Origin of the sequence: Pontibacter sp. SGAir0037 (genome assembly GCF_005491705.1) — a bacterium.
Classification (GTDB): Bacteria; Bacteroidota; Bacteroidia; order Cytophagales; family Hymenobacteraceae; genus Pontibacter.
In genome coordinates, this window is sequence record NZ_CP028092.1 from 1,386,863 (window position 1) to 1,402,173 (window position 15,311).

General features: G+C 46.4%; 14 protein-coding genes. 5 read left to right on the forward strand and 9 right to left on the reverse strand.

Annotated elements, in window-relative coordinates:
• Positions 1-47: 47 nt before the first annotated feature.
• Entirely contained in the window at positions 48-1,112 is a 1,065-nt protein-coding gene (locus C1N53_RS05750) for an aldo/keto reductase (RefSeq protein WP_371415956.1), read from the reverse strand.
• 103 nt (positions 1,113-1,215) lie between these two features.
• Positions 1,216-2,010 carry an alpha/beta fold hydrolase gene (locus C1N53_RS05755; protein WP_137758403.1) on the reverse strand — a complete coding sequence of 265 codons (795 nt, stop codon included), beginning with the start codon at positions 2,008-2,010 and terminating at the stop codon, positions 1,216-1,218.
• Positions 2,011-2,427: 417 nt separating this feature from the next.
• Between C1N53_RS05755 and C1N53_RS05760 the strand changes: the two genes are divergently transcribed.
• On the forward strand, positions 2,428-3,351 hold the full coding sequence (locus C1N53_RS05760; RefSeq protein WP_371415957.1) for an N-acetylmuramoyl-L-alanine amidase: 924 nt from the start codon (positions 2,428-2,430) through the stop codon (positions 3,349-3,351).
• A gap of 30 nt (positions 3,352-3,381) precedes the next feature.
• On the opposite strand, the gene C1N53_RS05765 is transcribed toward C1N53_RS05760, so the two are convergent.
• Positions 3,382-4,110 (reverse strand): hypothetical protein, encoded by a 729-nt coding sequence (locus tag C1N53_RS05765; RefSeq protein WP_137758405.1) that lies wholly within the window; start codon positions 4,108-4,110, stop codon positions 3,382-3,384.
• A 280-nt stretch (positions 4,111-4,390) separates the two neighbouring features.
• Between C1N53_RS05765 and C1N53_RS05770 the strand changes: the two genes are divergently transcribed.
• Complete coding sequence (locus C1N53_RS05770; protein WP_137758406.1) at positions 4,391-5,695, forward strand: cytochrome P450; 1,305 nt, start codon at positions 4,391-4,393, stop codon at positions 5,693-5,695.
• 67 nt (positions 5,696-5,762) lie between these two features.
• On the opposite strand, the gene C1N53_RS05775 is transcribed toward C1N53_RS05770, so the two are convergent.
• Complete coding sequence (locus C1N53_RS05775) at positions 5,763-6,776, reverse strand: metal-dependent hydrolase (protein WP_137758407.1); 1,014 nt, start codon at positions 6,774-6,776, stop codon at positions 5,763-5,765.
• Positions 6,777-6,896: 120 nt separating this feature from the next.
• Here C1N53_RS05775 and C1N53_RS05780 point away from each other — a divergent pair, with 120 nt between their 5' ends.
• Positions 6,897-7,937 (forward strand): potassium channel family protein, encoded by a 1,041-nt coding sequence (locus tag C1N53_RS05780; protein ID WP_137758408.1) that lies wholly within the window; start codon positions 6,897-6,899, stop codon positions 7,935-7,937.
• Here the strand turns inward: C1N53_RS05780 and C1N53_RS05785 are convergent.
• The 5 genes from C1N53_RS05785 to C1N53_RS05800 all read right to left on the reverse strand — a co-directional run bounded on the left by C1N53_RS05785 (position 7,927) and on the right by C1N53_RS05800 (position 13,133).
• Entirely contained in the window at positions 7,927-9,093 is a 1,167-nt protein-coding gene (locus tag C1N53_RS05785) for a hypothetical protein (RefSeq protein WP_137758409.1), read from the reverse strand. The genes C1N53_RS05780 and C1N53_RS05785 overlap by 11 nt on opposite strands.
• Positions 9,094-9,373: 280 nt before the next feature.
• Positions 9,374-10,162: a hypothetical protein gene (locus tag C1N53_RS05790; RefSeq protein ID WP_137758410.1), complete on the reverse strand. Its 789-nt coding sequence runs from the start codon at positions 10,160-10,162 to the stop codon at positions 9,374-9,376.
• Between the two features lie 116 nt (positions 10,163-10,278).
• Positions 10,279-11,502 (reverse strand): group II intron reverse transcriptase/maturase, encoded by a 1,224-nt coding sequence (gene ltrA / locus C1N53_RS05795; RefSeq protein ID WP_137758411.1) that lies wholly within the window; start codon positions 11,500-11,502, stop codon positions 10,279-10,281.
• A gap of 668 nt (positions 11,503-12,170) precedes the next feature.
• The gene (locus tag C1N53_RS22470) at positions 12,171-12,326 is read right to left on the reverse strand and encodes a hypothetical protein (protein ID WP_168193973.1); all 156 of its coding nucleotides are present in this window, start codon (positions 12,324-12,326) and stop codon (positions 12,171-12,173) included.
• Positions 12,327-12,590: 264 nt separating this feature from the next.
• Entirely contained in the window at positions 12,591-13,133 is a 543-nt protein-coding gene (locus tag C1N53_RS05800; protein WP_137758412.1) for a hypothetical protein, read from the reverse strand.
• Between the two features lie 9 nt (positions 13,134-13,142).
• Between C1N53_RS05800 and C1N53_RS22480 the strand changes: the two genes are divergently transcribed.
• Both C1N53_RS22480 and ltrA (C1N53_RS05805) read left to right on the forward strand, forming a co-directional pair.
• A complete protein-coding gene (locus tag C1N53_RS22480; RefSeq protein ID WP_168193975.1) occupies positions 13,143-13,310 on the forward strand; it encodes a hypothetical protein in 168 nt (55 codons plus the stop codon).
• A 361-nt stretch (positions 13,311-13,671) separates the two neighbouring features.
• Positions 13,672-15,105 carry a group II intron reverse transcriptase/maturase gene (gene ltrA, locus C1N53_RS05805; protein WP_137757599.1) on the forward strand — a complete coding sequence of 478 codons (1,434 nt, stop codon included), beginning with the start codon at positions 13,672-13,674 and terminating at the stop codon, positions 15,103-15,105.
• The last annotated feature ends 206 nt before the right edge of the window (positions 15,106-15,311 follow it).

The window sequence follows — 15,311 nt, forward strand, 5'->3', positions numbered from 1 at the left end:
ACTTCTGACAGTAGCCTGTATCTGCCGTTTATAAAATTATTTTATACTTATACATTCAGGTTGCCCATTTGCGGTTTGGCGTAACGATCGCCGGCTGCCACGCCCTTGGGTGCCATGGCATCAATCTGCTGCAACTCATCCTCGCTTAGCGAAACATCCAGCGCTCCAACGTTTTCTTCTAAGTACTTTCTGCGTTTTGTTCCAGGTATAGGCACAATGTCGTCTCCTTGTGCCAGTAACCAGGCCAAAGCCAGCTGAGAAGGCTGACAACCTTTCTGTGAGGCCAGTTCCTCAATCTTCTTTACCAGATCAATGTTCTTCTGAAAATTGTCTCCCTGAAAGCGTGGGGACTGCCTTCTGTAATCATCTTCGGCCAGATCATCGAAGTGCTTGATCTGTCCGGTGAGAAAGCCCCTGCCTAATGGGCTGTAGGGAACAAACCCTATTCCAAGTTCTCTGCATGCAGGTAATATTTCATCCTCAACATCGCGGCTCCAGAGCGAGTATTCAGTTTGCAAGGCGGTTATAGGATGAACAGCGTTTGCCTTTCTGATTGTTGCAGCTGATGCCTCGGATAGCCCCAGGTAACGAACTTTGCCTTCCTTAACGAGTTCGGCCATTGCCCCTACTGTTTCTTCTATCGGTGTTTCTTTATCCACGCGGTGCTGGTAGTACAGGTCGATGTAGTCTATGCCTAAGCGTTTCAGGCTGGCTTCGCAGGCTTTCTTTACATATTCCGGTTTGCCGTTGATGCCCAGAAAACTGCCGTCTTCGGCTCTTACGTTACCGAATTTAGTAGCCACTAGTACCTGGTCTCTTCTGTCGCGGATAGCCTTGCCCACCAGTTCTTCGTTGGCACCTACACCATACATATCAGCAGTATCCAGAAAGTTTACACCTAGTTCCAATGCTCTGTGTATGGTGGCAACTGATTCAGCGTCGTCGCGGTTGCTGTAGAAATCCGACATGCCCATGCAGCCAAGGCCGAGTGCAGAAACTTCAAGTCCCTGCAATCCAAGCTTTTTCTTTTCCATTTTACATACAGTTAGTTTTTTATCCATACGTACACGAGTAGCTACAGGAAACCCCGATGCCGTTTTTTCAGGTATCATAAAGCTTATGCAGTGTTAACACTTCTATTTAATTAGCTGGGTGCCAAAACATCGCTTGGTTTCCGCTGGCACCGGGCATATGGTTAGGAATGCGCATCAGCAATTAATTTCTCAAGTACCGGTCTATGGCGGCAATCGTTTCAAGAGGGGCACTGAGATTAGGGCAATGGCCGGTTGCTTTCATCTTTACCAGTGTTGAATTCTTCAGGTTCTGGTGCATATACTCTCCTACCTCATCGGGTGCGATCATGTCGTTAAAGCACTGCAGGATAAGAGAAGGAGGCTGCACTTTTACCAGGTCTGCCCTGTTATCTGATAAAAAAGAAACTTCGGCAAAGTGCCTGGCGATTTCCGGGTTCGTATTGCAAAAGCTGTTAGCCAGTTCTTCGCTTAGCGACGGATGCCCCGGATTTCCCATGATAAAGGAAGCAAAGGTCTCTGCCCAGCCTTCATAATCCTTTTCCATAAAACCGAGCATCGCCTCTACATCGGAGCGCGTAAATCCTCCTGTATAGTCTTCATCGTTGATATAGCAGGGAGATGGCCCTACCAGGATCAGATCTTTAAAAACAGCAGGTTCCTGTATCGCACTTAATATTCCCATCATAGCACCAACCGAATGCCCGACAAAAACAACGTTTTCCAGGGCAAGCTCCTGGCAAATATCCAGTATATCGGTGGCGTAGCCCTTCAGGGAATCGTATTTTTCTTTATGATACGCCGACTTAGCCGAATTGCCTGAACCAACATGGTCGAATAAAATTATTTTATATCTATCCAGAAAGGCAGGGGTGATAAACCGCCACATTTTCTGATCGCAGCCAAAGCCATGCGCAAATAGCATAGGTTGCTCGCCTCTGCCAAAAACTCTAACATTATTTCTTTCCAGTACATCCATATTACCACCTTTTCATGCCCGTTCTGTCTCCACTATACTTTATTTTAATTTGATGGCATTAACGCAGCCTTCATATTTTGTTTTTGTAATATAAGTATTTAACACAGATTTTTCTTTAGCCACTGAGTAATTATTTTGATTTTTTTATAAGTATTCTCATCAAATATTTACCTGTGTCCGTACCTGCTTTCGAAGTCATAACTACACCTGAATTACCCCATGCCTTTTATAAATGGGATTTTTTTAGTAGTATCGCCTACAAAGTTTTTTCTTTTAAATTATACTGCTTTGCGCTTTCTTATAATACTTTTTAGCTTACTTACATTCAATTGCTTACCTGCCTTTTGTCAATCCGGCCATTTAGAAGTTGTTGCCAAAGAAGGCGATGGCATTTATACTTTATTGAGAAGACACGGATTGGCGCCCTCAGACCTGAATGCATTTCTGAAACTTAACAAGGAAAACCTGGGCAAAGGCAATAGCCTGTATGCCGGCAGGAAATACATGCTGCCTAAGTCTTCTTCAGGAGAAAGTTCAGGTGACGCAGCTTCTGTAAAAAACAGTACTGTGGCCAAAGCCTCCCCTGCTGTGCTATATGTGCCTTTATTCGGAAAAAAATATGCCCGGGTAGATGTGCTGGATCGCCAGTTACAGGGGGCTGTATATTATTTATCGGCAGGGCATGGCGGGCCAGATCCAGGTGCCGTTGGTAAATACGGTGCAAATTTGCTGGCTGAAGATGAGTATGCCTATGATGTAACCATACGATTAGCCCGTAAACTAATGGAGCATGGTGCTATTGTATATATGATTGTGCAGGATCCGGACGATGGTATCCGGGATGAGCCGATACTGGAAATGGATGCGGATGAGGTACATTATCCGAACGTAAAGATTCCGCTCAGCCAGAAGGAGCGCCTGCGGGGCAGAACCAATGCCGTAAACGCCCTGCATGCCAAACACAAAGGTGCTTACCAGCGCATGCTGGCTATTCATGTAGACAGCCGCAGTAAAAGCCAGAACATCGATGTTTTCTTCTATCACCACGAAAACAGTCCGCTGGGCCTAAACCTGGCCAATAGCATACACCAGATCTTTACTTCCAACTATAAGCGTTACCAGCCTAACCGCGATTACTTTGGAAACGTTTCGCACAGAAGCAGCCTGTATGTAATTAAGTATAGCCATCCACCGGCCGTTTTCATTGAATTAGGGAATATCCGAAACGATAAAGATCAGCGGCGATTTGTGATACCCAATAACAGGCAGGCACTGGCAAACTGGATCTGCGAAGGCATGATTCTGGATTATAAGTCGCAGCAGAAACTATCAGGCCTTTAGAAGCGGTAGCTACAGAAATATTATTAAAGGTTAATTCGTTAAAATTCCTACTAAATTCAGCTGTAGCATAAACATACTGGTCTCTGACAAGGAAAAGCTATAAGCCGGAAAACCATCCTGTAATACAGTTACATGCCCTCTTTGCACATACTTCTCAATCGGGCTGTAAAGATATACAAGGCGAATATCTGCCATTGTCTCTTTCGATTTACCTGTGTGAAATAGTAAGCCGGCGCCAAGCCCATAACTGATACCGGTGGAGTTGTGCTTGTTGAGTATAACCGGCTGGTGGCCATCCTGCATAAAATCGAGTAGATCTTCTTTTATCTTCGTTCTGGTGTTAAAAATGCTTATACCTGCCAGCCCGTCTAGGTAGGGCTTAACCAAAGAAGTAGTCTGGGACTTTAAACGGGCAACCAGGTGAATCGGGATAATGCTGTGCGCAGTTTTCAGGACGTCGTGATAAGCAGTATTGTTCGTTTCAACTTTGTGGATTCCCTGGCTCAAATAGCTCACCTGTGCTCCTACTTCGAGCGCTGTTGCTCTTTTCAGCGGATTTACAAGCAAGCCAAATGTGCCACCTATTGCGTCTCCGTTCGGGTATGTGGAACGAAAAGCGCCTACCGGTTGCATATAAACGGCTCCGATGTAAACAGAACCGACAGGCCTGCGTTCTTCCTCTTCCACCTGCTCCTGTGCGTAGCTGCTGCTAAAGGTGAAAAGGGACAGAAACAATAGAAAAGTAACAGTTAATTTCATAGTCTTAGCTTTTATATATGCAGGTTGTGCCGAGTAAAACATATACTCTATCTATATAGCATAAGCAAATATTTTACCACAATTACGTTATTGCAATGCTTAATCTGCTTTAAAAAAATAAAGTTTGGTAGCAAGACTTGGCTTTCAGGTGGAAGAGTGACTGGTTCGAAATTCAGAACCCAACTTAACCTATCCCGTAGGTTTATAGATATACTTTATAATAATAGGTATAACAATTTGTATTTCATTTGTAGCACCCCAACTACAATAATCACTAACTATGGCACAAACTCCTTCAGAAAATGCCTTAAAGAGTGCTAAGGCCTTTTTAAGAGACGGCTATCCTTTTATACAGAGAGGAACAGAGCGAAATCATTCTCCCATATTCCAGATAGATTTGTTAGGTTTTAAAACTACTTGCATTCATGGAAAAGAAGCCACCCGCATTTTTTATGACCAGGAGAAATTTATAAGAAATGGTGCTGTTCCGGAAAGAATTCAGAAAACGCTGATGGGTGAAAATGCCATTCATACCATGGATGATGCACCACACCGGCATTTGAAAGGCGTATTTCTGTCGTTGATGCTGCCCGAAAAAAATATTCAGCAATTGCTGGATCATATGGCGAGGTTCTGGAAAGCTTACTTGGGTAAATGGGAAAAAACCACTTCTACTGTTTTATTCGAAGATGCACTGGAAATTATGTGCCTGACAGCCTATGCCTGGGCGGGTGTACCCTTAGAACCAACAGAGGTCAGGAAGAAAGCCTTAGACAACTGGGCTATGGTGGATGCTTTCGGAGCAGTGGGGCCAAGGCATTGGCGCGGGAGAAGTGCCCGGAACAGGATTGAAAACTGGATTGGCGATATCATTCGCAACATCCGCAAGGGAACATTAGCAGCTACGCCCGGTACTGCCGCTTATGAAATAGCGCATTACCGGGATTTAGACGGGAAGCAGTTTAGCACGCGAAAGGCGGCCATTGAACTCATTAATGCCACAAGACCTATCATAGCCATTGCTGCCTATATTTCTTTTGCGGCACTGGCCTTACATAAACATCCGGATGAGCGTATGAAATTGCTGCACGGGAGTGACGCTTATACAGAAATGTTTGTTCAGGAGGTACGCCGCTTATACCCTTTTGCTCCTTTTCTGGGTGCACGGGCTCGTACAAATTTTAAATGGAACGGGCATCAGTTTAAAAAAGGAAGACTGGTATTGCTGGATGTGTATGGCCTGTTGCATGACGGGCAGGTGTGGGACAATCCAGAGCAGTTTAATCCTGAAAGATTCAAAGCATGGGATGGCAGCCGCTATGATTTTATACCTCAGGGCGGAGGCGACCATGCCCTCGGCCACCGCTGTCCGGGCGAACGTATTACCATTGAAGCCATGAAGCTGGCAGTAAACATGCTAACACGTTGCATGGAGTATGAGGTGCCGGAGCAGGATCTGAGTTTTAGTTTGCAGCGCCTGCCAACCTTCCCAAAGAGTGGTTTTATTATAACAAAGGTAAAGAAAACAGGTGACTTCTCTCCTGTTGCCTCCGCCGCTGCGAAGTGCCCCTTTCACCATTCCTGAACAAGAATAACAAACGCTGCTTTTGCAGTTCTAAACCTGCAAAAGCAGCGTTTGTTATTCTTGTGTTTTATTTTCCAAAGATTCTGTTCAGGTAGGCCTTCAGATATGCCTGATCTGGTTTCGGCCTATAGTTAATTTCCTCGAACTGCAGCTTTCCCACATCATTCTGCCATACATGATAAACAAAGACATAGCGCCCTCCGCTTTTGCGCCATCCATCGAACTGCCCAAAGCGTAGGTCGCTGATGTGTATGCCTTTTTCAGCTTCTGAAACGGCATAATAGCCTTTGGTAATTTCCAGCAGCCTTTCCAGTTTCTCATCGCCTCTGTAAGCCTGGAGCAGGTGCTGCTGCCGGGGCTCGTAATGGAATGAAATTTCTTCCTCGCGATCGAACAAGGAGTAGAATCCGGTGTAATAGCCATGTTCAGTCTTGGCCGTTACTGCCCAAAAGAAGGTATTAAGAGGTGTGGGTTTGCTAATATAAGAGGTATACATGATATGCTGCTGCTGCAAATTCTTTTCGAACACCTTATTTGCTTTTGCCTGAGCCACAAAAGAAAAGATGAGATAGGCCGAGCTGATGAGCAAGCCCAGTGTATTTAGTCTTCTTCTTTTTTGGGAGTGACGGTTATGGAAGGCTGCTGCCAGAACAAAGGCTAAAAACGGAACCGTATAGAAAGGGTCAACTACAAAAATATTATAAAAAGCCACGCCGTATGTACTGAATGGCCAGAACAGCTGAGTTCCCCAGGTGGTAAAGCTATCCAGCAGAGCATGTGTGGTAAAACCCAGAAAAAAGAGCCAGGTCCAATCGAAAAAAGTAGCTGCAGTGTGCCTGTACAGGCGATGCAGCAGCCAACCCAGCGCGGGCGATACGAGAACTGCAAATAAGAATGAATGGGTAAGAGAGCGATGAAAACTGAGCTGCTCCACCATGTCCAGCCAGGGGTTGAACAATACATCCAGGTCAGGAATAGTGCCTGCTATGGCACCCCACAACGTAGCCTTGTTTCCTAACCTTCTCCCGCAAACGGCCTCTCCTACCGAGGCTCCTAAAACAATCTGTGTAAGTGAATCCATATTACGCTTGCCTGTCTTGCTGCGCCATCAGAACAATCTCCTTCTTAGGCTTTTGTAAACTCAATTAACGCATAAGGGGTATATACACCAAAACCAACAATTTTCAATTTAAAGCTCCAGATGAATTTGTTCTTATTTGTTGCAGGCGTATTCATAATGTCGCTTGCTGTTTACGATTTGCTTTACACAACATTTTCACCTCATGGCGCTGGACCATTAAGTGGTAAAATAACAACTTTTATCTGGGGAATATTCTTTAAAGTGAGTCAGAAATTGCATAACAGGAATTTTTTGAACGCTGCCGGAATCTGCATTGTATGTGGTGTACTTATAAACTGGGTATTGTTTGTCTGGATAGGCAATGCATTGGTTTTTGCCTCTTATCCGGGCGCTGTTGTAAACAGCGTGACAAGCGAAGCTGCCACTTATAAAGAAGTTATTTACTACACGGGCTATATCCTCTCTACCATGGGGAACGGCGATTTTGTAGCATCCACTGGCGGCTGGAAAATTTATTCTGCTATTATCTCTTTCTCCGGCCTGATCCTGATCACGATTGCGGTTACCTATATGGTTCCGGTGTTATCGGCCATTACAGAACGCAGAACGTTGAGTATTCTGATAGCGTCGCTTGGCTCGAGTGCTCAAAGCATCCTGCTAAACCACTGGAAAAACGGAAATTTCAGGATGCTGGAGCTGCCACTTAGCCAGATAACCGCTGATATTGCTAGACAGGGACAGTTGCAGCTGTCGTACCCGGTGTTGCACTACTTTCATAACAGTGAGAAGTTAACAGCTTTATTGCCAAACCTGGCCGAGTTGGACGAAGCCTTATCTATAATGTTGATTTATATACCGGAACACCTTCACCCCCAGCCACAATACCTGGTGCCAGCCCGGAAAGCCATCTCCTCCTTTCTGGACACTCTCACCAATACCTTCTTAGATCCTGCCGAAGAAATTTCTGCGCCTCTACCCGTTGATGAATTGCGCAAGAGTGGTATTCCTACCTTAACTCCGTTGCAGGAAAGGCTGGCGCAACTAGACAAAAGACGCAAAATACTAAAATCTATGCTCCTGAACGATGGCTGGAGCTTAGAAGATCTGAACAAGCCTGTTTTCAGGCCAGACCTGGACTTGCCTGAAATGCTTAGCGAATGATGGTCATGCGCTTAAACTCTTTAGTTCGGTCGAACAGGAAACGGTATGTATGGTAGGTCTTGTAAATCCTTCCTCCCACCTGCTCCGCAACTTTCATCATTTTCGGGTTAAAGTCGCCGATCCAGTTCATCTGTAATTCTTCGTAAGGTACCCGGTTGCTATCCTGCACTACTTTAGCGGCCGAAACGACCATGGCGGCTTCTACCCCCTTGCCTTGGTGCTCTGGTACAATGCCAAACACCAGCCCATACATGGCCTTACAGGCGCCTCTCCACCTGTGGTAGGCAAATTTAAGTTTTCCCCACCAGTTCAGTTTCCCGTTAACGTATTTAAAGAGCTGGTTAAGTTCCGGTATGGAAATAAAGAAGCCTACTGGTTCATTGTTGTAATAGGCAAACCAGACAATCTTTTCATCTAAAACAGGCTTCAGGGTCTTCATCACGCTCATGGCCTGTGCCTCGCTCATTTCCTTTACACCTTCGTGCTTTACCCAGCCTTTGTTGTAAACTGTGCGAAAGTGCTCGGCATACATTTTCATCTGCTTCAGATCCATGTGCCTGAAAGAGTAATTAGGATCATTTAGTATCCGCTGCGACTTCTCGAAGTATTCTGGTGTAAGGCTGTCTCTTACTTTGCGGTAGTACACATATTGCTTAAAGAATACCTGAAAACCATAATTTTCGAACAACTGGATGTAGTAAGGGTAGTTGTAGTTCATGGTATAGGTAGGCGGATAAAAGCCATCGGCCAGTAAACCCCACCATTTATCCCGGTCCCCGAAGTTGATAGGACCGTCCATGGCCTCCATGCCTCTTTCCTGTAGCCAATTGCGGCAGGCATCGAACAATTTATTGGCTGCTTCCTGGCTGTTGATGCAGTCGAAGAAGCCGATTCCGCCCGTAGGTTGCGCAAATGAATTGGCCGTTTTTTTATTGATGAAGGCTGCCACACGGCCTATCGTCTCACCTGTATCATTCCTGAGAATCCACCTGATTGCTTCGCTATTCCGTAGCAGGCGGTTTCTTTTAGGATCAAAGACATCATTTACATCTTTATCTAGTGGCCTGATGTATTTGGGATCGTTCTTATATAGCCTTACCTGCACAAGCAGAAATTCCTGCGCAAGTTTTGGTGTGGTTACTTCAATTAACTGCATGATACAAGTTAAAGTGAGACGGTAGGTTCGGCAGGCAATTTACTTAAGATATACCGAAGCTCCAAAGCAAGTCTGTGGCCGGTGTGGTTAGAGTTTCAGGAAAAAGATGCGCGACATATAGAACCTAATCCCTGAAAGCTGATGCGTGCATAGGGAGTGGCATCTGTTTATTTAAGGAAGTTAAAATTCCTCCATTTTCATTTATAAGAACAGAAGGCTTCTGAATACCAGACATCCTAAAAACAGAGCTTGAAAGGTTGTATAGGCTATTTTCGGTTAATCAAAGGTCGATTGGGTGTATTATACAATCTTGCCTATACGTTTTCATTTCTAATTCAAACTTTCCCCACCTGTTTTTACCCTGATTAGTTATCTGATAAATCCTTTTGTTCTCAGCGTCCCAATAGGCATTATAGTTATAATAGTGCTCAGCTGGATGGATTGACTTCATGATTGCTTTCAAGTTCCTGCTCTTCCTTGCAAGACAACTATCTATGGTTTCTACAGGTAAATTATAGTCATACTTCTTACCTGTAATAAATATAACTTCAAAAAGAGAACTATCATTTTCTGACACTTTCTCTATTTGTAACAATGACTGAAGCATTTCATAGAAAATTTGCCGACCTGTACCTAAAGTGTCATTAAGTCTAAGGTTATCTAATGCTGTAATAAACTCTTTTTTAAATGTTGATCCTGTCCTTTCAACTGATTGAATTGGTGTTTCAAACTCAAAGCCCCAGTAGTCTCGATAAGTGTTTGAGAAAAAAGGAATAGCATAAGCTTCACCAATGGGATTTATAAGAATTATAATTTGCTGTTGGTCATTTATTGAGTCAGGTGTTGCCCTAAGTTGTAAATGAATCCTTTTCTCTCCTATTGATACAGTCCTTACCAGCCTGTAAAAATCTGTTTGACTTAAATTTCCCTTCGGTAATTGCGGAAAATTATTCGTCACGTCAGCTATTGCTTTTTCTACATTGGATTTAGAAGTTCCTTCTTTACAACCTAAAAGTGCTGTCGCAAGGATGACAGTTGATATAATATATTTCCTGATTCTTCTATTCATTTATGGCATATAGGCGAGTCACCCAAGGGAGTTTCACCCTTGGGTTCTCACAGAACCGTACGTGACAGTCTCCCGTCATACGGCTCTTCCTGTTCTCATCACTAATGTAATCAACATTATGGACGTACCAATTTCCAGTGCGGGAAAAGATTAGGCTTCTCTTTATACCTTGCTCTAAACCATCTTAAGGCTTCCTTCTTATACATGCCCTTCTCCCACTTCGCCCATTTTAGCAGGCGACAGTTGAGCTGATGCCATACAGAATGGGTATGGTAGGGCCAGAATTTACAGTAGTAGTTGATTACTCCCTGTATGACTGGCCTCAGCTCCGAGGCTACTTGCTCCAGTGGTTTGCGCCACCGGTGTATTCGCATACGGTTGAACTTGCCCAGCACACTGCTCCTCGACTTCTTGCTCATAGCGGTGGTTATCAGCAGACGCGGCCCTTTACTCGTCCTGCACCATATGGGGCGCAGGCTGAAGCCCAGAAAGTCCAGACTGCGAGGATACTTCTTTGCAGACTCTCCCCGCAGGTTTACTATTCTGGTCTTGGCCGGATGCAGCTGTAGCTTACAAGCTTCTAAACGTCTGCGGATGGCGGCAAGCACATACTGCGCCTGCTTCTCTGACTTGCAGTGCACCACGATGTCATCCGCGTAGCGCTCAAAAGACTTCTCAGGGTGATGCTTCTCCATCCACTTGTCAAAGGCAACGTGCAAAAACACATTGGCCAGCAGCGGACTGATGACGCCTCCCTGGGGTGTACCCGTCAGACGGTCCAGATACGTGCCGTCCCTCTGAACGATGCCCGCTTTGAGCCAGCGCCCGAGGTAGAGCAGCACCCACCTGTCGGGGCAGTAGTGTTTCACTGCCTGCAGCAGCAAGTCATGGTCAATCGTGTCAAAGAAGTTTCGTATGTCCAGGTCTATGGCCCAGTCATGGCACAGGACCCGCTGGCTCAGCCTCTCCACCGCCTGGTGGCAGCTCCTGCCGGGGCGGTAACCGAAAGAGCTATCATGGAACAAAGGCTCCACCACCCGCTCCAGGTGCGCCCTGACCACTTCCTGCGCAACACGATCCAGAATGGTCGGAATACCAAGCTTACGCTCTCCTCCGCCTTTCTTGACGATGGCCACTTCTTTGACTGGCTGAGGAAAGTAACTGCCCGAGCTGAGCCGGTTCCACAGCTTGTATAGCTGACGGGGCAGGTCCCGCTCCAGTTCTTTCCAGCCCATCTGGTCCACGCCAGCACTGCCTTTGTTGGCTCTCACCTTATGGTAGGCCCGCCAGACCATTACTCTGGTAATCGGTTGTGACTTTATCTCATAGTAATCGATCATCCCATCTCTGGTTGTTTCTTCCTGATGAAATACGAACAGGCCAGGCCCTTGGCTCCACTACCTTTCAGTAGCTTCCTCACTACTACGGCCTGGTCCGCCGCCGCTCCCTCGTGCCGTCCCGACACGCCTGCTCCCTTTTAGGTGAGCGGGACGGGAGCGACTTCTCTTGTTCCATGCAAAAGCCTGCATTGCCTTCCTGCCAGCTTTACCCCGGATGCTGTGTGACCGGAAATCAGGGCGTCTGTCACACTTTAATCACGGGCACATACGTAACTGCCCGTTTTCAGCATCGCTTCCAGCACGTAACGAGGCTTCAGTCGCTGGTTCACTCTATTCAGCTCGACAATGCGCACCTTCGAGAGTCATAGCTCCCGTTTTTCCTTATCGTTCACCACCAGGGGAGTTTCCGCCCCCGGCAGCATAAGGTGGTTTGCAGACTACTCCTGACAGTCGTCTGCGGAGGGCCTACCCTCTATAGACTTCATGGTAGCACCGGCCAGTCATTTCACTCGACCTCCGCAAGCTTTCCAATACCCTAAAGAGTCCTCCATCTTTTGTACAGCACCCGATTCCTTCTTCCAAAGAATCGGTTCAAGACACACACGTTACTCGTGCAGCAGAAGCCCGAAGCGTAACAAGGGTTAAAGCTGCACCATATTAGGGAATAGTTATTTTTCTACAGGTTCTAATTTTACCATTCGTATTTTTTTGGAAGTCAACAAACCATCAACTCCGTAAGCTGCGTTGATTTCGCAAAATAAGTTATTTCCTTCTTTCCCAAAACTTAATCCGTCTACTGCATTTGGGTGATTGAATCTATCCATCTCACTTTTCTACAAGCCCACAAACTCAAAGTTGATGATGCAATATTTAACCAGATTAAAGTAACAGTTCACAACTTTGTCAGTCATTTCAAAAGCATAGACCTTCATTTCAACAGTCGGTTTTCCTTCTTCAAATTTCAGAGAAATTATTTCGGAGTCATGAAAAGAAAGCCAATACCCAAAGTGATTGAGTGTCAAGCATCTGATGGGCGAGGCGAAGCCGAAGCAACCTGCTATACTTTGTTGTATGCAGGCATTTTTAATTTATGACTGCCACAACTTCCATGAATCATAAACTTGATCATAAAGCTGGTACAAACTAAGGTTGATAATTACTGTCAGTACAAGCTTTATTGTTAAGTCTACATCTCTATTTTTTGAGTAATTAATTTTCCAGATTATAAGAGTCACCATAAAGGAGCTGAGGATAGGAAAACCTAATCCTTGTTTATCTCTTACTTCTCCATAATAGAAGGTAGAACCATAATATAGTTCATACCATTGCAAAGCTGTAATTGCAAATGCTGAAGTTAAGTAGCTAGTTAAAACAGCTATGTTCCTTTTGTATTTGTCAAAACATAGAATTGTAAACAGTAGCAAGAAACAACAATAGCAAACAAATTTTAAAGACTGTATGCTTCTTATTGTTGGGCTCGCATAATAAGCAGCGAATGGATTACCTATATGTGCATTTGTATTATCTATTTCAATTAAATTAATGACAGAGAAGACAATGGTAAGCAGAACTAAGAACGCAAGGGCAGTCTCAAAGATATTTGCCTTTATACTTCTTGTAGATATTTCCATTACTTAAGCTTGAATACAACGGATTTGGCTTTGCGGTGGCGCAGCTACCGTAAAGGTGGTGTGTGCGCCCAGTATGGGCACCTGGTACTGAAGGTATCAAATTATTCCAGAGGGTGCAAGTCCCTTACAGGCGAGTTGGTGAAGCCTGTTAGCAAGCCGCAAGCTGGTTCGTCGTGAGGCGTGCAGTGAAGAAAGCGGGACTGCAAAATCCGGTACTGACGGACAGAAACTGCATAAGAGGCAGGGAGTCGTGGGTAAGCAAGCACATCTTTGTAAAGCCCCTGACCAACAAGCGACTTTGTGTAGATGCAGCAGGAATCGGAGGAAGGAATGTGCTCTTACCTGGGGAGGTCTCCCTCTGTCGTGAACACAGGGAGAAGTCAGCAGAGGCCATAGTAGGTAGAGGTAACGAGCCGGGAAGCACCCGGAGGTCTCACAAGCTACCGAAGGGCCGAACGTTAAGTTGCTCTTAATTCGGCAAGGAGGCTCAGCCAGCCTTGCCTTAAGCGGGGCAGAGATTACAGTAAAAGTAGTAAAGATGATAGAGAAGGTACTCCACCGGGGCAACATGCTCAAGGCATACACGCACGTGCTGGCCAACAAAGGTTCGGCCGGTGTGGACGGTATGCCGGTAGAGAAGCTGGCTACGCACCTGAAACAAAACAGGGACGCCATCGCTACCGACATCTGCAACGGCAGGTACCTGCCTCCACCCATCCTAGGGGTAGCCATACCCAAGAGCAACGGTAAGAATCGCCTGCTGGGCATTCCCACCGTCACCGACCGCGTACTGCAACAGGCCGTTAATCAGGTGATAGCACCGCTCTTTGAGCTTGATTTTACCCAGCACAGCTACGGCTTCCGCCCCAACCGCAATGCCCACCAGGCCCTGCAGCAGGCACACAGGCACATCCACGAGGGCTATCAGCACATCGTGGACATCGACCTGCAGAACTTCTTCGATGAAGTGGATCATTGCCTGCTGCTGCAACTGCTTTACCGGAAGGTAAAATGCCCCCTCGCCCTACGCCTCATCCGCAAATGGCTCCGGGCCCCCATCCTTATCAACGGGAGACTGGTCAAACGTCGGAAGGGCGTGCCGCAGGGAAGCCCGCTCTCACCGCTGCTCTCCAATATCATGCTCCACGAGCTGGATAAGGAACTGGAGCGGCAGGGGCTGCGCTACGTGCGCTATGCCGACGACTTCAGCGTCTACACCAAAAGTGAAGATGAAGCTCGAAAAGTAGGCAACGCTGTATTCCTCTTCCTGCGGAACAGGCTCAAGCTGCCTATCAACAGGGAGAAGAGCGGCATCAGGCGGCCAGTAGACTTTCAGATTCTGGGTCACGGATTCGTGCCCACCTATAAGAAGGGAGATAAGGGCAAATACCAGCTGGTAGTGGCAAAGAAGGGATGGGAAAGGTTAAAGCAAAAGCTAAAGAGCATCACCCGCAAAACAACGCCCTGCTCTTTTGAGCAGCGTGTCCGGGAACTGAAAGAGGCGCAGCGAGGCTGGGTCCACTACTTCCGTTTGGCAAGTATACAGGGCAAACTCAAAGAGGTCGACAGCTGGATACGAAACAGGCTCAGGCACTGCATCTGGCATGACTGGAAACGACCGGACCGGAAAAGGAAGAACCTGATTCGGCTGGGCGTTCCCAAGTGGCAGGCGTATGCCTGGAGCAGGACCAGGAAAGGAGGATGGGCAGTAGCTCAAAGTCCAATCCTGATAACGACGGTAACGGTGAAACGGCTTGTCCGCAGGGGGTATGAATCAATGCTTGACTACTACAAGAAAGTAGCTCCACAGCTTAACGAACCGCTGTATGCGAGAACCGCTTGTACAGTGGTGGTGTGTCACGAACGAAGGACGCTTTTAGTGTCCTTTGGTGCTGTGCAAATGATGAGGGCAGGCCCCTCGGAGCCGGTAGTCAGGTGCAGGCTCCAAACCGCCTTGTGCGGCTTTGCTTAAAAGGCATGGTCGTGAGCGACAAGGAAAAGTTACCGGAAAGGTAGCAGGTAGGTGTTAAGGAGACGAACGCAAGTGAACTGCTGAAGAAGTGTCGTTAGCGAATAAGTGATGTCAAAACCGGGAGTCACCACTGTCCCGGGATAAGCATGAGGGCAACCTGGCTACTGCTCATGCGGCATCCGGCATTAAGGCAGCGTGACCTTAAC

Bases quoted from the DNA above. Each gene is read 5' to 3' on its own strand.
- C1N53_RS05755 (WP_137758403.1), bottom strand. From the start codon at position 2,010: ATGGATGTACTGGAAAGAAATAATGTTAGAGTTTTTGGCAGAGGCGAG.
- C1N53_RS05780 (WP_137758408.1), top strand. From the start codon at position 6,897: ATGAATTTGTTCTTATTTGTTGCAGGCGTATTCATAATGTCGCTTGCT.
- C1N53_RS05750 (WP_371415956.1), bottom strand. From the start codon at position 1,112: ATGATACCTGAAAAAACGGCATCGGGGTTTCCTGTAGCTACTCGTGTA.
- C1N53_RS05775 (WP_137758407.1), bottom strand. From the start codon at position 6,776: ATGGATTCACTTACACAGATTGTTTTAGGAGCCTCGGTAGGAGAGGCC.
- C1N53_RS05790 (WP_137758410.1), bottom strand. From the start codon at position 10,162: ATGAATAGAAGAATCAGGAAATATATTATATCAACTGTCATCCTTGCG.
- ltrA (WP_137758411.1), bottom strand. From the start codon at position 11,502: ATGATCGATTACTATGAGATAAAGTCACAACCGATTACCAGAGTAATG.
- ltrA (WP_137757599.1), top strand. From the start codon at position 13,672: ATGATAGAGAAGGTACTCCACCGGGGCAACATGCTCAAGGCATACACG.
- C1N53_RS05785 (WP_137758409.1), bottom strand. From the start codon at position 9,093: ATGCAGTTAATTGAAGTAACCACACCAAAACTTGCGCAGGAATTTCTG.
- C1N53_RS05800 (WP_137758412.1), bottom strand. From the start codon at position 13,133: ATGGAAATATCTACAAGAAGTATAAAGGCAAATATCTTTGAGACTGCC.
- C1N53_RS22470 (WP_168193973.1), bottom strand. From the start codon at position 12,326: ATGGATAGATTCAATCACCCAAATGCAGTAGACGGATTAAGTTTTGGG.
- C1N53_RS05765 (WP_137758405.1), bottom strand. From the start codon at position 4,110: ATGAAATTAACTGTTACTTTTCTATTGTTTCTGTCCCTTTTCACCTTT.
- C1N53_RS05770 (WP_137758406.1), top strand. From the start codon at position 4,391: ATGGCACAAACTCCTTCAGAAAATGCCTTAAAGAGTGCTAAGGCCTTT.